The organism is Pseudomonas sp. TS_SC_3, assembly GCF_056156225.1.
This window is the reverse complement of the sequence record NZ_CM149586.1, coordinates 734,249-750,829: the sequence shown is the minus strand read 5'-3', so window position 1 is coordinate 750,829 and position 16,581 is coordinate 734,249. Positions and strand designations below refer to the sequence as shown.

Here is a 16,581-nt window from a genome sequence, read left to right as displayed (position 1 = left end):
GGAACCCAAAATACTAAAAAAGTTCCCGAGTAACGTGCTAGGTCATAAGCCAGCTATTGTGCAGCCCACCCCATCTATATACTAGGGGCCGCTTTTTGCGGAATTCGATCATGAGCCAACATTACCAACACGACGTTCTGATTATCGGTAGCGGCGCCGCTGGCTTGACCCTGGCCCTAACACTGCCAGAGCATTTGCGCATTGCCGTTCTGAGCAAGGGCACTCTATCCAACGGCTCGACCTATTGGGCCCAGGGCGGTGTAGCCGCCGTACTGGACGACACCGACACCATCGAATCGCATGTTGAGGATACCCTCAACGCTGGTGGCGGTTTGTGCCGCGAAGACGCTGTTCGCTTTACCGTGGAGCACAGCCGGGAAGCCATTCAGTGGTTAATTGACCAGGGCGTGCCCTTTACCCGCGACGACCAAACCGCTCGCGAAGATGGCGGCTTCGAATTCCACCTGACCCGTGAAGGTGGCCACAGCCACAGGCGCATCATTCACGCCGCTGACGCTACCGGCGCGGCAATTTTTAATACCCTGCTCGAACAAACCAAAACGCGTGGCAATGTTGAATTGCTTGAACAGCGCGTTGCGGTCGACCTGATTACCGAGCGCAAGCTCGGTCTAGACGGCCAGCGCTGCCTCGGGGCTTACGTGCTCAACCGCGCCAGCGGTGAAGTCGATACCTTTGCTGCACGTTTTGTGATCGTTGCCACCGGCGGTGCGGCCAAGGTCTATCTCTACACCAGTAACCCGGACGGCGCCTGCGGTGATGGCATCGCCATGGCCTGGCGCGCAGGTTGTCGGGTCGGCAACCTGGAATTCAACCAATTCCACCCAACCTGCCTGTACCACCCCAAGGCCAAGAGTTTTCTGGTCACCGAGGCGCTGCGCGGCGAAGGTGCACTGCTCAAGCTCCCCAACGGTGAACGCTTTATGCCGCGCTTCGATGAGCGCGCTGAACTAGCGCCACGAGATATCGTGGCCCGCGCCATCGACCATGAAATGAAGCGCCTGGGGATCGACTGCGTATTCCTCGATATCAGCCACAAACCGGCTGACTTTGTGAAGTCGCACTTCCCCACGGTGTATGAGCGCTGTCTGGACTTCGGTATCGACATCACCAAAGAGCCCATCCCAGTGGTGCCGGCCGCGCATTACACCTGCGGCGGCGTACTGGTCGACCAGCACGGGCATACCGACGTGCCAGGCCTGTATGCCATTGGCGAAACCAGCTTTACCGGCCTGCACGGGGCTAATCGCATGGCCAGCAATTCCCTGCTGGAATGCTTCGTCTACGCGCGCTCGGCAGCGGCCGATATTGTGAGCAAACTGGATCAGGTACAGATCCCCACCGCGCTGCCCAGCTGGGATGCCAGCCAGGTAACCGATTCGGACGAAGATGTGATCATTGCGCACAACTGGGACGAATTACGGCGTTTTATGTGGGACTACGTGGGTATCGTGCGCACCAACAAGCGCTTGCAGCGTGCCGAACACCGAGTGCGCTTGCTGCTTGATGAGATCGATGAGTTCTACAGCAACTACAAAGTCAGCCGAGACCTGATTGAGCTGCGCAACCTGGCCCAGGTTGCCGAACTGATGATCCGCTCCGCCATGTTGCGTCGGGAAAGCCGCGGACTGCATTACACCCTGGACTACCCGCAGCAGCTGGCCGAAGCCAAGGACACTATTTTGCTGCCGCCCACCTATGGCGACTGAATTTCAGCCGCACCCGTAAGCGCCTGTGCTGGTCACGTGGCAGGCAATCGCGGGCAATACAGAGTGAACGCACCCGCCACTGCCCGGGCAGACGAAAGCGCAACAGCACAACGAACGGCAAAGCCAGACTGTCGGGGTGTAACTCAATGGGCTGCCAGCCCTGCGCCGGGCTGAACACCTGCCAACCATCCGCCGTGCAGCGCAGCCCACGGTAGGCAGAGGGATGCACCCGCAACAGGTGGCGCGGCAACACCCAGACAGCGTGCACGAGACAGAACAGCCCACCTAGTGCCCGCGCCTGCCAAGGGATGTCAACAAGCAGCAGGCTGAGCAACGCTAGCCCTTGAATCAGGGCATAGACCACCAGCAGCAACCGCGAGGGTTGCCACTGGCATTCGAAGACATCACTTCGGCTGGACACGATCCAGAATCATCTGAACCATGCGCTTGAGGTCGGCATCATCCGGCTCACTGCGCTGCATAAACCAGCCGAACATGTCCTGGTCTTCACACTCAAGCAGCTTGCGATAACGCTCGCGGTCATCCGCATCAAGGTGCGGGTACACCTCCCTGACGAATGGCACCAACAGCACATCCAACTCCAGCATGCCGCGGCGGCTATGCCAAAAAAGACGATTGAGTTCAACCGAGTCAACCATGGGTCTGCTCCTTGAGTAAGGCGCGCAGTATACCGATGAAAAGCCCCCTGTTGACCATGTGCCGGTAATCCACCGTGACGAACGCTGACAAGGCGTGAGGCGCGCTCTATGATGAACACCCTAATTTTTAGCCAGCGATACCCAATCCACCATGGCCGATACCGCGTTCTATTGCACCCTCAGCCACGAAGGCATCCTCGCCGTACGCGGCCCGGACGCCAACAAGTTCCTTCAGGGCCAAGTCACCTGCAACCTCAACTACCTCCGCGACAGCCATTCCAGCCTGGGTGCGCGCTGCACGCCCAAGGGCCGCATGCAGTCGAGCTTTCGCATCGTCACGGTCAGCGATGGCTATTTATTGGCATTGGCCAGCGAGTTGCTTGAAGCGCAGTTGACCGACCTGAAGAAATACGCCGTATTCAGCAAATCCAAACTCACCGATGAGAGCAGCAACTGGCTGCGCATAGGCCTCAGTGGCGGCGATGAAGCGCTGCGCAGCATCGGCCTGGCGCTGCCAGAGGCTGCTGATAGCGTGGTACGCAACAATGAACTGCTCGCCGTGCGCCTAACTGACGGCCGCGCAGAACTGTGGATACCCGCCAGCCAGGCCGAGGCCATAACAACCCAAGTGGCCAGCCACCTGCCAGAAGCCCCCCTCAATGATTGGCTTTTGGCGCAGGTGCGCGCAGGGGTTGGCCAAGTCATGGGCAGTACTCGCGAGCTGTTTATTCCGCAGATGATCAACCTGCAGGCCGTGGGCGGTGTCAGCTTTAAAAAGGGCTGCTATACCGGCCAGGAAATCGTCGCGCGCATGCAATACCTGGGCAAGCTCAAACGCCGCCTGCATCGCCTAGAATTGCATGACACTCAGGTGCCAGAGCCTGCCACGGCGCTGTTTTCACCGTCACACTCATCCAGTGTTGGCGAGGTCGTGCTGGCGGCGCGCAGCAAAACGGGCGTCGAACTGCTCGCCGTAGTGCAGGACGATGCCGCGCACAATGGCCCACTTCATCTGGGTTCTGCCGAAGGCAGCACGCTGAGCCTGCTCGATTTGCCGTATACACTGGATTCAAACCGCGAAATTCAGCGCTGAGCCACGCACCCTTTACTGCACTCATTTTTGCCTCACCGCCTTAACAGAGAATTGCCCATGAGCAAGCTTGCCGAAAAAGTCCAAAAGGAACTGATCCAGGCCATCGACAGCGATGAACTGGTGCTGCCGACCCTACCTGAAGTTGCACTGAAGGTTCGCGAGGCCGCAGAGGACCCCAATATCGGCATACCGCAACTGAGCAAAGTGATCGGCAATGACGCAGCCTTGACGGCGCGCATCATCAAAGTGGTGAACAGCCCACTGCTGCGCACCAGCAAAGAAATCACCGACCTGCAGATGGCCGTCAGCCGTCTGGGCATCAATTACACCTGCAACCTGGCCACAGGCCTGGCCATGGAGCAGATGTTCCAGGCCACCAGCGATGTAGTGGATCGCAAAATGCGCGAAGTGTGGAACAAGAGCACGGAAATTGCCGGCATCTGCCACGTTCTGTGCAAACACTACACCCGCCTGCTGCCTGACCAGGCCACCCTCGCCGGCCTGGTGCACCAAATCGGCGTGCTGCCAATCCTCACTTACGCCGAGGAGCACAGTGAATTGCTGGCCGACTCGATCAGCCTCAACCATGTGATCGAGCAGATTCATCCGCTCATTGGTGACCGGATTCTGCGTACCTGGGAGTTCCCCGAGCAAATCGCCATGGTGCCCAGCCAGTACCTGGACTTCACGCGCGACAGCGCCAAGGTCGACTATGTCGACATCGTCCAGGTCGCCACGCTGCAGAGCTACCTGGGCAGCGAGCACCCTTACACACAGCTGGACTGGAGCCAGATCCCGGCGTTCCGCAAGCTCGGCCTGGACCCTAGCCAAAACCTCAACGAAGACGAAGACCTCTCTGCCGCGATGGATGCAGCCATGAGCATGCTTCAGTAACGCCCTCACAAAAGCACTCACGCGCATGCAGCCGAATGCAACTAGACTGGCTCCAGTCTTCACAACTGGCACATGGCTCATGCGTACACTGCTGTTATCCGCACTGCTCAGCTTGATCTGCAGCAGCCTGGCTGCTGCGCAGTCAGTGCGGTTGACCAACGGCGAATGGCCACCCTACCTGGGTGAACAACTGCCTCATAAAGGCGTTGCCTCGCGCATTGTCAGTGAAGCCTTTGCGATGCAAGGCGTCGTGGTGACGTGGGAGTTTTACCCCTGGGCTCGCTCATTACTCCTGGCTGAGCAAGGTAAACGCGACGGCAGCGCCGTGTGGCTGCACAACAGCGAACGGGAAGCCAAGTTCTTTATCAGCGACCCGGTAATGGAAAGCGGCTACTACCTCTTCCACCGCAAGAACTACGGTTTTGACTGGGCCCAGGTAACAGACCTGCAAGGCCGGCGAATTGTCGGCACCCGTGGCTATGACTACGGCCAAGCCTTTCAGCAGGCCGAAGCCAGTGGGCAGCTGCGGGTCAACCGAGTCACCAGCGATGAAACCGCCTTTCGTCAACTGCTCACCGGCCGAGTTGACCTCTTCCCTGTCGACAAGGCCGTTGGCTTTGACGTACTGCACCAGCACTTCAGCGCGGCCGAGCGCGCGCAACTCAGCTTTCACCCCACCCCGCTACGCAGTGACAGCATGCACCTGCTGCTGTCGCGGGAAGTACCCGGTAATGCACTGCTGATCAAACGCTTCAATCTCGGCCTAAAGCAGCTGCGCGAAAGCGGCAAAATCGCCCAATACCTGCTGGAAATTCAGCAACCGCTTAGCCTCAGCCCTTAACGCCACCCTCGCCGGCGGCAAATGCAACGCGCACTAACAGGCCGTGAGGCGGCGCTTGGTGCAGGCTGATGTCAGCCTGATGCGCACGACAAATCTCACCGACAATCGCCAAGCCCAAGCCCGCCCCCGCACCCTTATGGGTGTGCCGATAGAAGCGCGCAAAAACCCGCTCATGCTCCTCTGCGGGAATGCCCGGGCCGTCATCCTCGACCTCTAGCACCGCATTGGGCAGCACCCGCAGAATCACGTTGCCACCCGTTGGGGTATGCGCCATGGCGTTATCCAGCAGGTTACACAGCAGCTCGTTGAGCAAGGTCGGCTCACCACTGACCCACACTGGCTGCTCGGCTTCCAACGCCAGGGCGATGCCCCGCGCATGGGCCAGTGGCGCCAGCGCCATCCCCAGCTCACGGGCTAATTGGCTGAGATCGAGACGCTGCGCACCGCCTTCGGTAATCGCGCGCGCGCCGCTCTCGATCCGCGCCAGCGAGAGCAGCTGATTGGCCAGATGGGTAAGCTTGTCGGTGTTCTGCGCGGCGTCTTCAAGCGTACTACGCCACACTGCCGGCTCTTGCGCACGCAGGCCCAGCTCGACCCGCGCCTTGAGCGCCGCCAGGGGCGTGCGCAACTCATGGGAAGCATCGGCGATAAACTGCGACTGCCGCTCGAACAAACCGTGCAGGCGATCATTGAACTGGTTCAGCGCATCGATCAGCGGGCGCAGCTCACGCGGCATGCCGACATCCGATAAGGGCTGAAGATCATCGCTGGTACGCGCCGCTACGCTACGGCGTAATGCCTCCAGCGGCTGCAGCGCGGCGCTCACCGCCAACCACACCAGCAGCAACGCACTTAGCGCTAACAACCCCATGCGCAGCAAAGTACCCAGCAATAACTCGCGGGCCATGCGCTCGCGCGCGCCCTGAGTTTCTGCCACGCGAATTTCCGCCACCCCATTGAGCCCCGGCTCGCTGACCGGCTGCAGCAGGCTGACCACCCGCACGCCCTGGTTGCGATATTCACCGTCGTAGAAATACGCCAGCGCCGGGTAATCATCAGTGCGCTTGGTGCCGGGCGGCGGTGGCGGCAAGTCTTCGTAACCGGACACCCAAGCGCCCTGCATATCCAGCACTTGGTAGTAGATGCGCCCAGCGCTGTCATAGGCGAAGGTGTCCAACGCCACATAGGGCACATTGGCGTTCAGCCGTTCGGCAGTGGCGTACAGGCCATCGGCAATCGCCCGCGCCGAGGCCAGCAAGGTGCGGTCATAAGCGGTATCGGCGGCCTGCCGCGCACTCCAATAAGCACTCAGGCTACTGACCAGCAAAATCAGCGCCAGCAACACCGCCAAGCGGCGGATCAGCCGCCCGCGCAGGCTGCCTGACTCAGGTGCCGAGGCGCGCCCGCGCACCGTCAGCCAACGCCCCCAGCCCTCAGTCACCGACGGCCTCCAACAAATAGCCCAGGCCGCGGAAGGTGACAATCTTCACCCCGCCGCCTTCGAGCTTTTTGCGCAGGCGATGCACGTAGATCTCGATGGCATCGCTGCTGGCATCCTCATCCAAGCCGAACACCTGAGCAGCCAACTGCTCCTTACTCATCACCCGCCCCGGCCGAGCAATCATCGCTTCCAACACCGCCTGTTCGCGGGAGGTCAGGACCAACAGAGCATCGGCCAAGCTAAAGCGCCGGGTATCCAGGTCATACAGCAGGTTGCCGCAGCGTTGCTGACGTTCGCCACCGAGCACAGTGCGGCGCAGCAGCGCCTTGACTCGCGCCTCCAGCTCACTTAGCTCGAAGGGTTTTGCCAGGTAATCATCGGCGCCCAGATTGAGGCCATGTACGCGATCCTTGACCTCGCCACGGGCGGTGAGCATCAGCACCGGCACGGTATTGCCGCGCTCACGCAAACGCGCCAGCACCTGAAAACCGTCCAGGCGCGGCAGGCCGATATCGAGAATCGACAGGGCGTAATCCTCACTGCTCAAGGCCAGATCGGCCGCCACGCCGTCATGCAGCATGTCCACATTAAGCCCGATGCCACGCAGGGCCTGAGCCACGCTTTCAGCCAGGGGCAGATGGTCCTCGACCAGTAGGACTCGCACGGTAGTTGCACTCCACGAACTTGTTCTTCTGTGCCCAGTGTAACGGTGCAAAGACCGCTGCGAACGCACCCGCCACTTTCTTTCACGCTGAAAGCCTGGTGAAAGCTTGACCTCATAGCATCGGCTGCAGGTGGCTCGATCCACCGACCTAAACGACTGACGCAGTGGTGCGCAGCCGTGACAAAAACAACAATGGAGACCACAGGATGCCGACTGCATCTCATCAGGCGCTTGCGCCTGCTCACCTGCTTAGCCTGGCAATCGCCGCCGCATTGCTCGCCCCCGTTGCCAACGCCGACTTAATCGCCGACAGCAAAGCCAGCCTGACCACCACCAACATCTACCTCAACCGCGATTTCCGCGAAGGGACAAGCACTCAGCAGAGCAAGCGTGAAGAGTGGGGCCAGGGTTTCTGGCTCGACGTTCAGTCTGGCTACACCGAAGGCACCGTCGGCTTCGGCCTGGATGCTCTGGGTCTGCTTGGGGTCAAACTGGATTCCGGCGGCGACCGCACCGGCACCGACCTGCTACCGGTGCAAGACGATGGCGGCACTCCAGATCAGTTCGGCCGCCTGGGCCTGACGGCCAAGGTCAAGGTCTCCAATACCGAGCTGCGCTACGGCTCACACGTGCCCGAACTGCCTGTGGTCAAAGCCAGCGACAGCCGCCTGCTGCCGCAAGTGTTTGAAGGCGGCCTGCTGACCTCCAGCGAACTCGACGGCCTGACCTTTACCGGCGGGCGCCTAGATAAAGTCATTGACCGCGCCTCGACCAACTCTGAAGAGCTGATCCTCAACAGCAAGAACCGCCGCTTCGCCGCTGGCATCACAGCGGATCATCTGGACCTGATGGGCTTCGATTATGAGTTCGCCAAGGGCCTGAGCGGGCGTTATTACTTCGCTGACCTCGATGACATCTACCGCCAGCACTTCTTCGGCCTGCTCGCCAGCCAGCCCTTGGGCAGCGGCACCCTGAGCGCCGATATGCGGATGATGCTGAGCAAGGACAGCGGCGCAGCCAATGCCGGCAAGATCGACAACCGCGCCTTCAACGCCATGCTCACCTACGGCATCAACGGCCACAAACTGGGCCTGGGCTTTCAGGACATGAGCGGCGACACCGGTTACGCCTACATCGATGGCAGCGACCCGTTTCTGGTCAACTTTGTGCAAATCAACGACTTCGCCAACGCCGATGAGCGCTCATGGCAGGCCCGTTACGACTACGACTTCGGCAAACTCGGCGTACCCGGCTTGAGCTTTATGACCCGCTACATCAAAGGCAGCGACGCGCAAGTTGCCGGCAGTAACGATACCGGCGGCGAGTGGGAGCGCAACATCGAGGTCAAGTACGTGGTGCAAAGCGGCCCGCTGAAAGACGTCTATGTGCGCCTGCGCAATGCCAGCTTCCACTCCGATTTCGCCCGTGATGCGGACGAGAACCGCGTCATCGTCGGCTACACGCTGCCGATCTGGTAAACCACAATAAGAGTTCAGAGGAACACGCCATGAAAACTGCCTTTACCCGCATCGCCCTGGCCACCGCCTGTATGGCCTTTGCCGGCCAGCTGCTAGCCGCCGAACCCAAGCGTCCGGAATGCATCGCCCCCGCCAAGCCCGGCGGCGGTTTCGACCTGACCTGCAAACTGGCGCAGAGCGGCCTGAAAGACAGCGGCCTGCTGAAAGCACCGATGCGCGTCACTTACATGCCGGGCGGTGTCGGCGCGGTGGCTTACAACGCCGTGATCGCCCAGCGTGCTGATGATCCCGGCACCATCACCGCGTTCTCCAGCGGCTCCCTGCTCAACCTGGCGCAAGGCAAGTTCGGCCGTTATGACGAAACCGGCGTGCGCTGGCTGGCAGCGGTGGGCACCGACTACGGCGCGATCACCGTACGTGCCGACTCGCCGTATCAGAGCCTGGATGATCTGGTGCAGGCCCTGAAAAAAGACCCAACCAGCATCGTCTTCGGTGCCGGCGCCACCATCGGTGGGCAGGACTGGATGCAGACTGCACTGATCGCCCGCCTGGCCGGCATCGACCCGAAAAACCTGCGCTACGTGGCCTTTGAAGGCGGCGGCGAAACCCTCACTGCCATGCTCGGCGGCCATGTCCAAGTCACCTCCAGCGGCCTGGGTGAAGTCACCCCGCAGCTGGCAGCGAAGAAAGTGCGCATCCTCGCCGTGCTCTCCGAAGAACGCCTGCCAGGCAAGCTGGCCGACCTCCCGACGGCTAAGGAGCAGGGCTACGACATCGTCTGGCCGGTAATCCGCGGTTTCTACATGGGCCCAGAGGTGACGGACGAGCAGTACAACTGGTGGAAACAGCAGTTCGACACCCTGCTTGCTCGTGAAGACTTCGCCACCCTGCGTGAACAGCGCGACCTGCTGCCGTTGTCGGTGACTGGCGACGAACTGAAAGCCTTGGTCTTCAAGCAAGTTGAGGAATACAAGGCGCTGGCTGGCGAGTTCGGCCTGATGCAGTAACGCGTAAGACACCCTCTCCCAACTGGGGAGAGGGCCGGGGTGAGAGGTGGCAGTTACAAACCACGCTGCTCAAGCCCCTCTCCCTAACACTCTCCCCCAAGGGGAGAGGGGATTAGACGCCCAAGCTCTGAGGTAATCCGCCATGTACGTTCGCCTGTTCGCCGCGAGCTGGCTGCTGTTTTGCGCCGTTCTCGCCGTTATCGCCTGGGGCTTCCAGGCACCCTTCGCCTATGACCCGGTAGGGCCGCGCGCCTATCCGTTGCTGCTGCTCAGCCTGATGGCCGCCGGCAGCCTGTGGTTGGTATTCAAGCCCGGCCTGCTGGAGCAGACGCTGAATACCCACGCCACCATACGCGCGGTGCTGTGCGTGCTGGCCCTGTTGGCCTATGCGCTGCTGTTCGAAGTGCTCGGCTTCGTTATCAGCACCACGCTAGCCACCTTCGCCCTTGGCCTGCTGTTTACCGGTCGCCTGCTGCCCTGCGCCATCAGCGCCGTGCTGATGGGTGTACTGCTGTATGGCCTGTTTGATTATCTGTTGGATGTGCCGCTGCCCCTCGGCCTGTTCGAAGCCTTTGTGGAGAGCTGAAAATGGAAACCCTGAATTTCTTGATGCAAGGCTTCGAAGTCGCGACCCGTCCGGAAAACCTGCTGGTAGCCTTATTCGGTGCCTTTGTCGGCACCATCGTCGGCCTGTTGCCGGGCCTGGGCCCAATCAATGGTGTGGCGCTGCTGCTGCCACTGGCCTTCGCCCTCGGCCTGTCACCGGAAACCGCACTGATCCTGCTCGCTGCCGTATACCTAGGCTGTGAGTACGGCGGACGTATCTCGGCGATTCTGCTTAACGTACCCGGCGACGCCGCAGCGGTGATGACCACCCTCGACGGCTACCCACTCGCACGCCAGGGCAAGGCCGGGATCGCCCTGTCGCTGTCGGCCGTCAGCTCGTTTATCGGCAGCATGATCGCCACCTGCGGTGTGGTGCTGTTCGCCCCGCTGCTGGCGAAATGGGCGGTGGCCTTTGGCCCGGCTGAATATTTTGTGCTGATGATTTTCGCCATCGCCTGCCTCGGCGGCATGGTCGGTGACAAACCGGTTAAAACCCTGATGGCCGCCCTGATCGGCCTGGCCCTGGCCACCGTTGGGGTGGACTCGACCACCGGGGTGTATCGCTTTACTTTCGGCAGTGTCAGCCTATCGGACGGTATCCAGTTCGTTATCGTGGTAATCGGCTTCTTCAGCGTCAGTGAAGTGCTGCTGATGCTGGAAAAAACCCACAACGGCCAGAAAGCGGTGAAGGCCAGCGGCCGCCTGTTGTTCAACTTCAAAGAGTTCTGCTTCACCTTCTGGACCATGGTGCGCAGCGCTGTGGCCGGCTTTGTCATCGGTGTACTGCCAGGTGCCGGCGCAACCATCGCCAGCGCCATGACCTACATGACGGAAAAGCGCATGGCCGGCCCGAACGGCAAGTTCGGCGACGGCGACCTACGCGGTCTGGCGGCGCCGGAAGCGGCGAACAACGCCTCGGCCTGCGGCTCACTGATCCCCATGTTGACCCTCGGCGTACCGGGTTCCGGCACCACGGCAGTGATGATCGGCGCACTGACGTTGTACAACATCACCCCCGGCCCGCTGCTGTTCGAACAGCAACCGGACGTGGTCTGGGGCCTGATTGCCTCGCTGTTTATCGGTAACGTAATTCTGCTGGTGATGAACATTCCGCTGGTTGGCCTGTTCGCCCGCATGCTCAGCGTGCCCAACTGGGTGCTGGTGCCGGCGATCACCGTGATCAGCATGGTCGGCGTGTATGCGGTGCACAGCACCACCTTCGACCTGGTGCTGATGATCGGCCTCGGCGTATTCGGCTATATCCTGCGCAAGCTGGACTTCCCGCTGTCGGCACTGATCCTCGGCTTCGTTCTTGGTGAGCTGATGGAAGACAACCTGCGCCGCGCCCTGTCGATCTCCGCTGGCGACCTGAGCATTCTCTGGAACAGCCCGATCAGCCTTTGCCTGTGGGCACTCACCGCGCTGATGCTCGGCCTGCCGGGCCTGCGCTGGTGGCGTTCGCGCCGTGCGGCGCAACTGGCCAATGCCTAAGCTCCATGCGCTCACCGGCTGGCAAAGCTGGTGGGCCACACCCCTGGTCGGCCTGTTAGGCGGCTATCTGGCCAGCCTGATCGGCTGGCCTTTGCCGTGGATCATCGGCTCGCTGCTGGCGGTGATTGCAGCCCGCTGCAGCGGCTGGCTGATCACCGAGCTGCCGGGCGGACGCAAGACCGGCCAGTGGCTGGTGTCCAGCGCCATCGGCCTGCATTTCACCCGTGAAGTATTCGGCCAACTGCTCAGCCACTTCGGCGTGATTCTGCTCGGCGCCCTACTCACCCTGCTGCTCAGCCTGATTGGTATTATCATGCTGCGCCGCGCCGGTCTGGATCGCGCCACCGCGTTCTTCGCCAGCATGCCGGGTGGTGCCAGCGAGATGGTCAATCTGGCCCAGCGGCACCACGCCGAAACCGCCAAGGTGGCCGCCGCCCATAGCCTGCGCTTGCTGCTGGTGGTGTTGCTGATTCCGGCAATCTTTACCTGGAGCCTGCCGCCCATCGCACCGCCAGCACCCGCGGCGGTGAGCTGGCCCTGGCTGGCGGTACTGCTGCCCGGGGGCGCGCTGCTAGCTTGGCTATGGGGACGTTTGGGCCAACCCAACCCGTGGATGCTTGGTCCGCTGACTGTCTGCGCCGTAGCCAGTGTCAGCTTCGATTTACACCTGGGTTTGCCTGATGGTCTGGGGCAAGTCGGCCAATGGCTGATCGGTTGCGCCCTGGGTTGTCACTTCGACCGCAATTTCTTTCGCAGTGCGCCGGGGTTTCTCGCGCGCATTCTGTTGTTCTGCCTGCTCGCCATGCTCGGCGCCGCTGCACTGGGCCAAGGCCTGGGCTGGCTGGCCGGGGAAAACCAGAACGCGCTGATGCTCGGCATGATGCCCGGCGGCATCACCGAGCTGTGCCTGACCGCCGAAGCCCTGCAACTCTCGGTGGCGCTGGTCACCGCCCTGCAGGTGCTGCGTTTGTTTCTAGTGATGTTTCTCGCCGAGCCGTTATTCAGGCTTTGGCAACGCAGCTGAAAGCACTTTAACGACCACGTTTAGCCCGCCTTGTGCGGGCTCTTTTTTGCCTGCAACGCAGCAGTTTTTGTTTAACAGATATGTCTGCGAGCACGCACACGCGCACGTATGGCGTAACCTCAGGCCTTCACCACCGAGGCATCCTCTATGAGCGTACTGCGTTGGCCCGCCGTGAAAACCCTGCTGCTATTGCTCTGCCTGAGCCTGCTGATTAGCGCCTGTAGCCGCGCCGGCCTGGCGTATCGCAACCTGGACTGGCTCGTGCCCTGGCGGCTCAACGATTACCTGAACCTCAACAGCCAGCAGCAGGCCTGGCTCAAGCCCCGCTTGCAGACGCACCTGCAATGGCACTGCAGCGCTGAATTGCCGCGCTATATCGACTGGCTGCAAACCACCGAGAGCATCCTCGCCCAGCCGCAACCGAACAGCGCTCAGCTGCTTGAGCAATTTGCCCTGTTCGATGCCGCGCTCAAACGCATCGGCGTCGAGATCACACCCACCGCCATCGAGTTGCTGCGGGGCCTGAGTGAACAGCAGGTCAGCGAGCTTTATGCCGCGATTGAAGAAGACAATCTGGAAGATCGTCAGGATTTTCTCGACCCACCGCTGGCCACCCAAATCAGCGAACGCCGCGAGCGTATGCAGGAACGCCTGCGGGGCTGGATGGGCCGCCTGAACAGTGCGCAGATTGAACACATTGCCGCCTGGGCCAATGGCCTCGGCGAACAGAACCGCCTGTGGCTGGAGAATCGACAACTGTGGCAAGAAGAGCTGCGCAAGGTGGTCGCCGAACGCGACAGCGCGGACTTCGCCGAACAACTGACCCGCCTGTTGCAACAACGCGAGAGCTTCTACAGCGACGAATACCGCGCCAACTATGGCCGCTCACGCCAGGCGCTGGCCACGCTGTTCAGCCAGCTGCTAAGCAGCAGCGATGAGGCGCAGCGCGAGCGCCTGAGCCACCGTTTACGCGATCTGCGCAGAGACCTGGCCGAGCAGCAGTGCGATGCCGCTTAACAGTCTGTTAGGCCTCGGGTAAGCGCCAGTCGATCGGGCTTAGCCCATGCTGCTGGAGGAACTTGTTGGTGCGACTGAAATGGCCGTTGCCGATAAAGCCACGGTGCGCTGACAGCGGCGAAGGGTGCACGGATTTCAGTACCAGGTGCTTGCTGACATCGATCAGCTTTTCCTTGCTCTGCGCATGGGCGCCCCAGAGCAGAAACACCAAGCGTTCCTGCTGCTGGCTGACCACCTCGATCACCTTGTCGGTAAAGGTCTGCCAGCCGATCTTGGCGTGGGAGCCAGCGATGCCATGCTCCACCGTCAATGAAGTGTTAACCAGCAGCACACCCTGCTCCGCCCAATGCTGCAAGTTGCCGTGGTCAGGAATATCAATATTCAGGTCGCGCTTAAGCTCTTTGTAGATATTCACCAGCGATGGCGGCGTCTTCACTCCAGGCTGCACCGAGAAGCACAAGCCATGGGCCTGCCCAGGGCCGTGGTAAGGGTCCTGGCCGATTATCACCACTTTGGTCTGCGCCAACGGCGTGGAATTCAGCGCATTGAAAATCAGCGAGCCAGGCGGATAAATCTGCTTGCCTGCCGCCTTCTCGCTGCGCAGGAAGTCCCCCAGCTCACGCATGTAGGGCTTCTCGAACTCTTCATGCAGCGCGGCCTTCCAGCCGGCTTCGAGTTTGACGTTATCGGCAGCGCTCATGCTTGGTTCCTGCGGGTATCAACGAAGACGGCACGCTAAGGAAGCCGCCCCGGCAAGTCAAGCAATCGGCACGCCCTGTGACCTTGGCTAAAGCGCCTGGATCCCGTAACGCGCAAATAACGCGTCCCAGGCAGGATCGGCCTTGGCGCGCTCCAACATGTCACGTAAGTCAGGGCGGCTTAAGGGAATCATGGCCTGTAACGTAAACTGATTGAATGGCTGCGGGGCCACGTAGAAGTCTGCGGCGATGGGCTTTAGTTGCTTATCGTTCTGCAGGTAATAATTGAACGCCAAACGGCGGATAACGGTCACCTCCGCACGCTGTGAGTGGACGCGCATCAGCGAGGCGCGCACATCATTACCATCTTCACGGTTAATTTTGCCCTGCTGCATCAGCTCTTCGACGCCTTGCGGATAGCGATGCCCGCGCAGGGCGGCAAAGCGTTGCCCAATCAGCGATTGGGCGTTGCGGTAGGCAACCTTGCGCTGCTGGGTTGACACCACCAGATCCTCGTCCTTGAACAGATCAACCCAAAGGTATCGCTGTTCAGCGTCTTCCCCCCAGCCCCAGGCGGGAATCACCCAAAGCAGTATCCAGTTGTCATCACACTCAGTCGCACCGGCCACTGCGCAGCGATCGTCGATCCACCCAGCCAGGGTTTTGTTCAAGCGGGCACGCGGCAACACGCGAACATCAAAGGAATGCTCAGCATTGACTTGCCGGCTCAGCAACTCTGCTACCTCGAACATAAGGCCCGTGCGCTGCTCCATCGACAGAACGAAGGGCGGCTGGAGGTGGTAGGCATAAAGATTGATAGGGGCGGCAAAGACCTTGAAGGGCAACAACACAAGCAGCATCCAGGCTAGGCGTATCACTATCACCTCGTACAAGCGGCGTCACTGCCGGCTGTGCTCACTCAGAAAAAGCGTTTCGTGTGCGGGTAAGGCTTTCAGCAGCTTCTTATGTATAGGCCAAATTGCCTGCAATCTCTACACCCCAGCCAGCAGAGCTAGCCCAAATGCAGCGCCCGATAGTGGCTGGGCGCCATGCCCACCACTTTGCGAAACAGCCGCGAGAAGTAATACACATCGTCATAACCCAGTTGCTCGGCGACCTGACGGATGCCCTGCTCACCTTCGTCGAGCAGGCGGCAGGCGTGGGCCATCTTCAGTTGGATAAAGTCCTGAATCGGCGCATGCCCGGTCAGGGCGCGGTAAGTCTTAGCGAAGTGAAAGCGCGACAGCTTGAATTGTGCAGCCAGCTCATCAAGGTTCAGTGAGTCATGCAGGTGGGCGCGCATCACCGCGTGTACGGCGTCCACATCCAGCACCCGTCCGGATTTCAAAGTAGTGCGCGCCGGCAGCACCGCAAGGGAGGTCAACAGCACCTGCAACTGGTGCGCAGCATGAACGAAGTGCGCCAGGTTCAAGCCCTGCTTGCGCAAGTTAAGCAAGGCATCGAACTCGGCCAGCAGGCGCGGTTGCACGCCGATGCGCAGCAACGGTCCCTTGCCCAGGGGCTTGAGAAAGTCCGCCACCAGCTCGCCGTCAAAATGCACCCAGTACAGCGTCCAGGGCCTCTCCACGTCCGCGCCATAGGCGTGCATCACGCCTTTTGGCAGTAGCAGTAAGTCGCCACCACTAACCGCTAATCGTCCATCCGCCGTCTCCAGCCAGCCCTGGCCTGCGCGGCAATAAATCAGCAGGTGATCATCCGGCTGCAGGCGGTGCATGCGATGCCCCTGGGCCTCGGGATAGTACCCCAGGGCCAGGGGATAACAGCCCTGCCCCAGCGCATGCTTTGCTAGCAGGCGACGTAGCCGGGGCGGCGTGATAAAGCGCACGCCATTGGCCGGCAAAGGCCAGTTGGAGATATCAACAAAAGCGCGCATGACGATGCTCAAGTAGCCCGGGTGCAATCCGGGTGAAAGGGTCCCGG

17 protein-coding genes are annotated in these 16,581 nt (G+C 60.9%); 10 read left to right on the top strand and 7 right to left on the bottom strand.

Annotated features, from left to right (window positions below):
• Positions 1-110 precede the first annotated feature (110 nt).
• Positions 111-1,727, top strand: coding sequence for an L-aspartate oxidase (gene nadB / locus AC0J6G_RS03595; RefSeq protein WP_475251364.1), 1,617 nt, complete (start codon positions 111-113; stop codon positions 1,725-1,727).
• Here the strand turns inward: nadB and AC0J6G_RS03590 are convergent.
• Together AC0J6G_RS03590 and AC0J6G_RS03585 are read right to left on the bottom strand one after the other, a co-directional pair.
• Positions 1,696-2,148, bottom strand: coding sequence for a protein YgfX (locus AC0J6G_RS03590; RefSeq protein ID WP_475251362.1), 453 nt, complete (start codon positions 2,146-2,148; stop codon positions 1,696-1,698). The two genes, nadB and AC0J6G_RS03590, sit on opposite strands and share 32 nt — an antisense overlap.
• On the bottom strand, positions 2,132-2,386 hold the full coding sequence (locus AC0J6G_RS03585) for an FAD assembly factor SdhE (protein ID WP_475251360.1): 255 nt from the start codon (positions 2,384-2,386) through the stop codon (positions 2,132-2,134). The genes AC0J6G_RS03590 and AC0J6G_RS03585 overlap by 17 nt, the downstream gene beginning before the upstream one ends.
• Positions 2,387-2,537: 151 nt before the next feature.
• Here AC0J6G_RS03585 and ygfZ point away from each other — a divergent pair, with 151 nt between their 5' ends.
• The 3 genes from ygfZ to AC0J6G_RS03570 all read left to right on the top strand — a co-directional run bounded on the left by ygfZ (position 2,538) and on the right by AC0J6G_RS03570 (position 5,214).
• On the top strand, positions 2,538-3,479 hold the full coding sequence (gene ygfZ, locus AC0J6G_RS03580; RefSeq protein ID WP_475251358.1) for a CAF17-like 4Fe-4S cluster assembly/insertion protein YgfZ: 942 nt from the start codon (positions 2,538-2,540) through the stop codon (positions 3,477-3,479).
• A gap of 57 nt (positions 3,480-3,536) precedes the next feature.
• Positions 3,537-4,373: an HDOD domain-containing protein gene (locus AC0J6G_RS03575; RefSeq protein WP_475251356.1), complete on the top strand. Its 837-nt coding sequence runs from the start codon at positions 3,537-3,539 to the stop codon at positions 4,371-4,373.
• Between the two features lie 79 nt (positions 4,374-4,452).
• Positions 4,453-5,214, top strand: a complete 762-nt coding sequence (locus tag AC0J6G_RS03570; protein ID WP_475251354.1) for a substrate-binding periplasmic protein — start codon at positions 4,453-4,455, stop codon at positions 5,212-5,214.
• On the opposite strand, the gene AC0J6G_RS03565 is transcribed toward AC0J6G_RS03570, so the two are convergent.
• Positions 5,204-6,625, bottom strand: a complete 1,422-nt coding sequence (locus AC0J6G_RS03565; RefSeq protein ID WP_475253574.1) for a sensor histidine kinase — start codon at positions 6,623-6,625, stop codon at positions 5,204-5,206. The two genes, AC0J6G_RS03570 and AC0J6G_RS03565, sit on opposite strands and share 11 nt — an antisense overlap.
• A 22-nt stretch (positions 6,626-6,647) precedes the next feature.
• Complete coding sequence (locus tag AC0J6G_RS03560; protein WP_475251352.1) at positions 6,648-7,319, bottom strand: response regulator; 672 nt, start codon at positions 7,317-7,319, stop codon at positions 6,648-6,650.
• A 206-nt stretch (positions 7,320-7,525) separates the two neighbouring features.
• Between AC0J6G_RS03560 and AC0J6G_RS03555 the strand changes: the two genes are divergently transcribed.
• The 6 genes from AC0J6G_RS03555 (at position 7,526) to AC0J6G_RS03530 (ending at position 13,942) form a co-directional block, all read left to right on the top strand.
• Entirely contained in the window at positions 7,526-8,797 is a 1,272-nt protein-coding gene (locus AC0J6G_RS03555) for an OprD family porin (protein ID WP_475251350.1), read from the top strand.
• A gap of 29 nt (positions 8,798-8,826) precedes the next feature.
• On the top strand, positions 8,827-9,804 hold the full coding sequence (locus AC0J6G_RS03550; RefSeq protein ID WP_170048055.1) for a Bug family tripartite tricarboxylate transporter substrate binding protein: 978 nt from the start codon (positions 8,827-8,829) through the stop codon (positions 9,802-9,804).
• A 142-nt stretch (positions 9,805-9,946) separates the two neighbouring features.
• Positions 9,947-10,390 carry a tripartite tricarboxylate transporter TctB family protein gene (locus AC0J6G_RS03545; RefSeq protein ID WP_475251348.1) on the top strand — a complete coding sequence of 148 codons (444 nt, stop codon included), beginning with the start codon at positions 9,947-9,949 and terminating at the stop codon, positions 10,388-10,390.
• 2 nt (positions 10,391-10,392) lie between these two features.
• The gene (locus tag AC0J6G_RS03540) at positions 10,393-11,901 is read left to right on the top strand and encodes a tripartite tricarboxylate transporter permease (RefSeq protein ID WP_475251346.1); all 1,509 of its coding nucleotides are present in this window, start codon (positions 10,393-10,395) and stop codon (positions 11,899-11,901) included.
• Entirely contained in the window at positions 11,894-12,925 is a 1,032-nt protein-coding gene (locus AC0J6G_RS03535; protein ID WP_475251344.1) for an AbrB family transcriptional regulator, read from the top strand. The genes AC0J6G_RS03540 and AC0J6G_RS03535 overlap by 8 nt, the downstream gene beginning before the upstream one ends.
• Before the next feature lie 147 nt (positions 12,926-13,072).
• Positions 13,073-13,942, top strand: coding sequence for a DUF6279 family lipoprotein (locus AC0J6G_RS03530; protein ID WP_475251342.1), 870 nt, complete (start codon positions 13,073-13,075; stop codon positions 13,940-13,942).
• A gap of 7 nt (positions 13,943-13,949) precedes the next feature.
• On the opposite strand, the gene ung is transcribed toward AC0J6G_RS03530, so the two are convergent.
• The 3 genes from ung to AC0J6G_RS03515 all read right to left on the bottom strand — a co-directional run bounded on the left by ung (position 13,950) and on the right by AC0J6G_RS03515 (position 16,534).
• On the bottom strand, positions 13,950-14,642 hold the full coding sequence (ung, locus tag AC0J6G_RS03525; protein ID WP_475251340.1) for a uracil-DNA glycosylase: 693 nt from the start codon (positions 14,640-14,642) through the stop codon (positions 13,950-13,952).
• An 87-nt stretch (positions 14,643-14,729) separates the two neighbouring features.
• Entirely contained in the window at positions 14,730-15,518 is a 789-nt protein-coding gene (locus AC0J6G_RS03520; RefSeq protein ID WP_475251338.1) for a hypothetical protein, read from the bottom strand.
• A gap of 134 nt (positions 15,519-15,652) precedes the next feature.
• On the bottom strand, positions 15,653-16,534 hold the full coding sequence (locus AC0J6G_RS03515) for an AraC family transcriptional regulator (protein WP_475251336.1): 882 nt from the start codon (positions 16,532-16,534) through the stop codon (positions 15,653-15,655).
• Positions 16,535-16,581 lie beyond the last annotated feature (47 nt).

Excerpts from the sequence above, each read along its gene's own strand:
- nadB (WP_475251364.1), top strand. The coding sequence starts at position 111 with ATGAGCCAACATTACCAACACGACGTTCTGATTATCGGTAGCGGCGCC.
- AC0J6G_RS03585 (WP_475251360.1), bottom strand. The coding sequence starts at position 2,386 with ATGGTTGACTCGGTTGAACTCAATCGTCTTTTTTGGCATAGCCGCCGC.
- ygfZ (WP_475251358.1), top strand. The coding sequence starts at position 2,538 with ATGGCCGATACCGCGTTCTATTGCACCCTCAGCCACGAAGGCATCCTC.
- AC0J6G_RS03575 (WP_475251356.1), top strand. The coding sequence starts at position 3,537 with ATGAGCAAGCTTGCCGAAAAAGTCCAAAAGGAACTGATCCAGGCCATC.
- AC0J6G_RS03570 (WP_475251354.1), top strand. The coding sequence starts at position 4,453 with ATGCGTACACTGCTGTTATCCGCACTGCTCAGCTTGATCTGCAGCAGC.
- AC0J6G_RS03555 (WP_475251350.1), top strand. The coding sequence starts at position 7,526 with ATGCCGACTGCATCTCATCAGGCGCTTGCGCCTGCTCACCTGCTTAGC.
- AC0J6G_RS03550 (WP_170048055.1), top strand. The coding sequence starts at position 8,827 with ATGAAAACTGCCTTTACCCGCATCGCCCTGGCCACCGCCTGTATGGCC.
- AC0J6G_RS03545 (WP_475251348.1), top strand. The coding sequence starts at position 9,947 with ATGTACGTTCGCCTGTTCGCCGCGAGCTGGCTGCTGTTTTGCGCCGTT.
- AC0J6G_RS03540 (WP_475251346.1), top strand. The coding sequence starts at position 10,393 with ATGGAAACCCTGAATTTCTTGATGCAAGGCTTCGAAGTCGCGACCCGT.
- AC0J6G_RS03535 (WP_475251344.1), top strand. The coding sequence starts at position 11,894 with ATGCCTAAGCTCCATGCGCTCACCGGCTGGCAAAGCTGGTGGGCCACA.
- AC0J6G_RS03530 (WP_475251342.1), top strand. The coding sequence starts at position 13,073 with ATGAGCGTACTGCGTTGGCCCGCCGTGAAAACCCTGCTGCTATTGCTC.
- ung (WP_475251340.1), bottom strand. The coding sequence starts at position 14,642 with ATGAGCGCTGCCGATAACGTCAAACTCGAAGCCGGCTGGAAGGCCGCG.
- AC0J6G_RS03515 (WP_475251336.1), bottom strand. The coding sequence starts at position 16,534 with ATGCGCGCTTTTGTTGATATCTCCAACTGGCCTTTGCCGGCCAATGGC.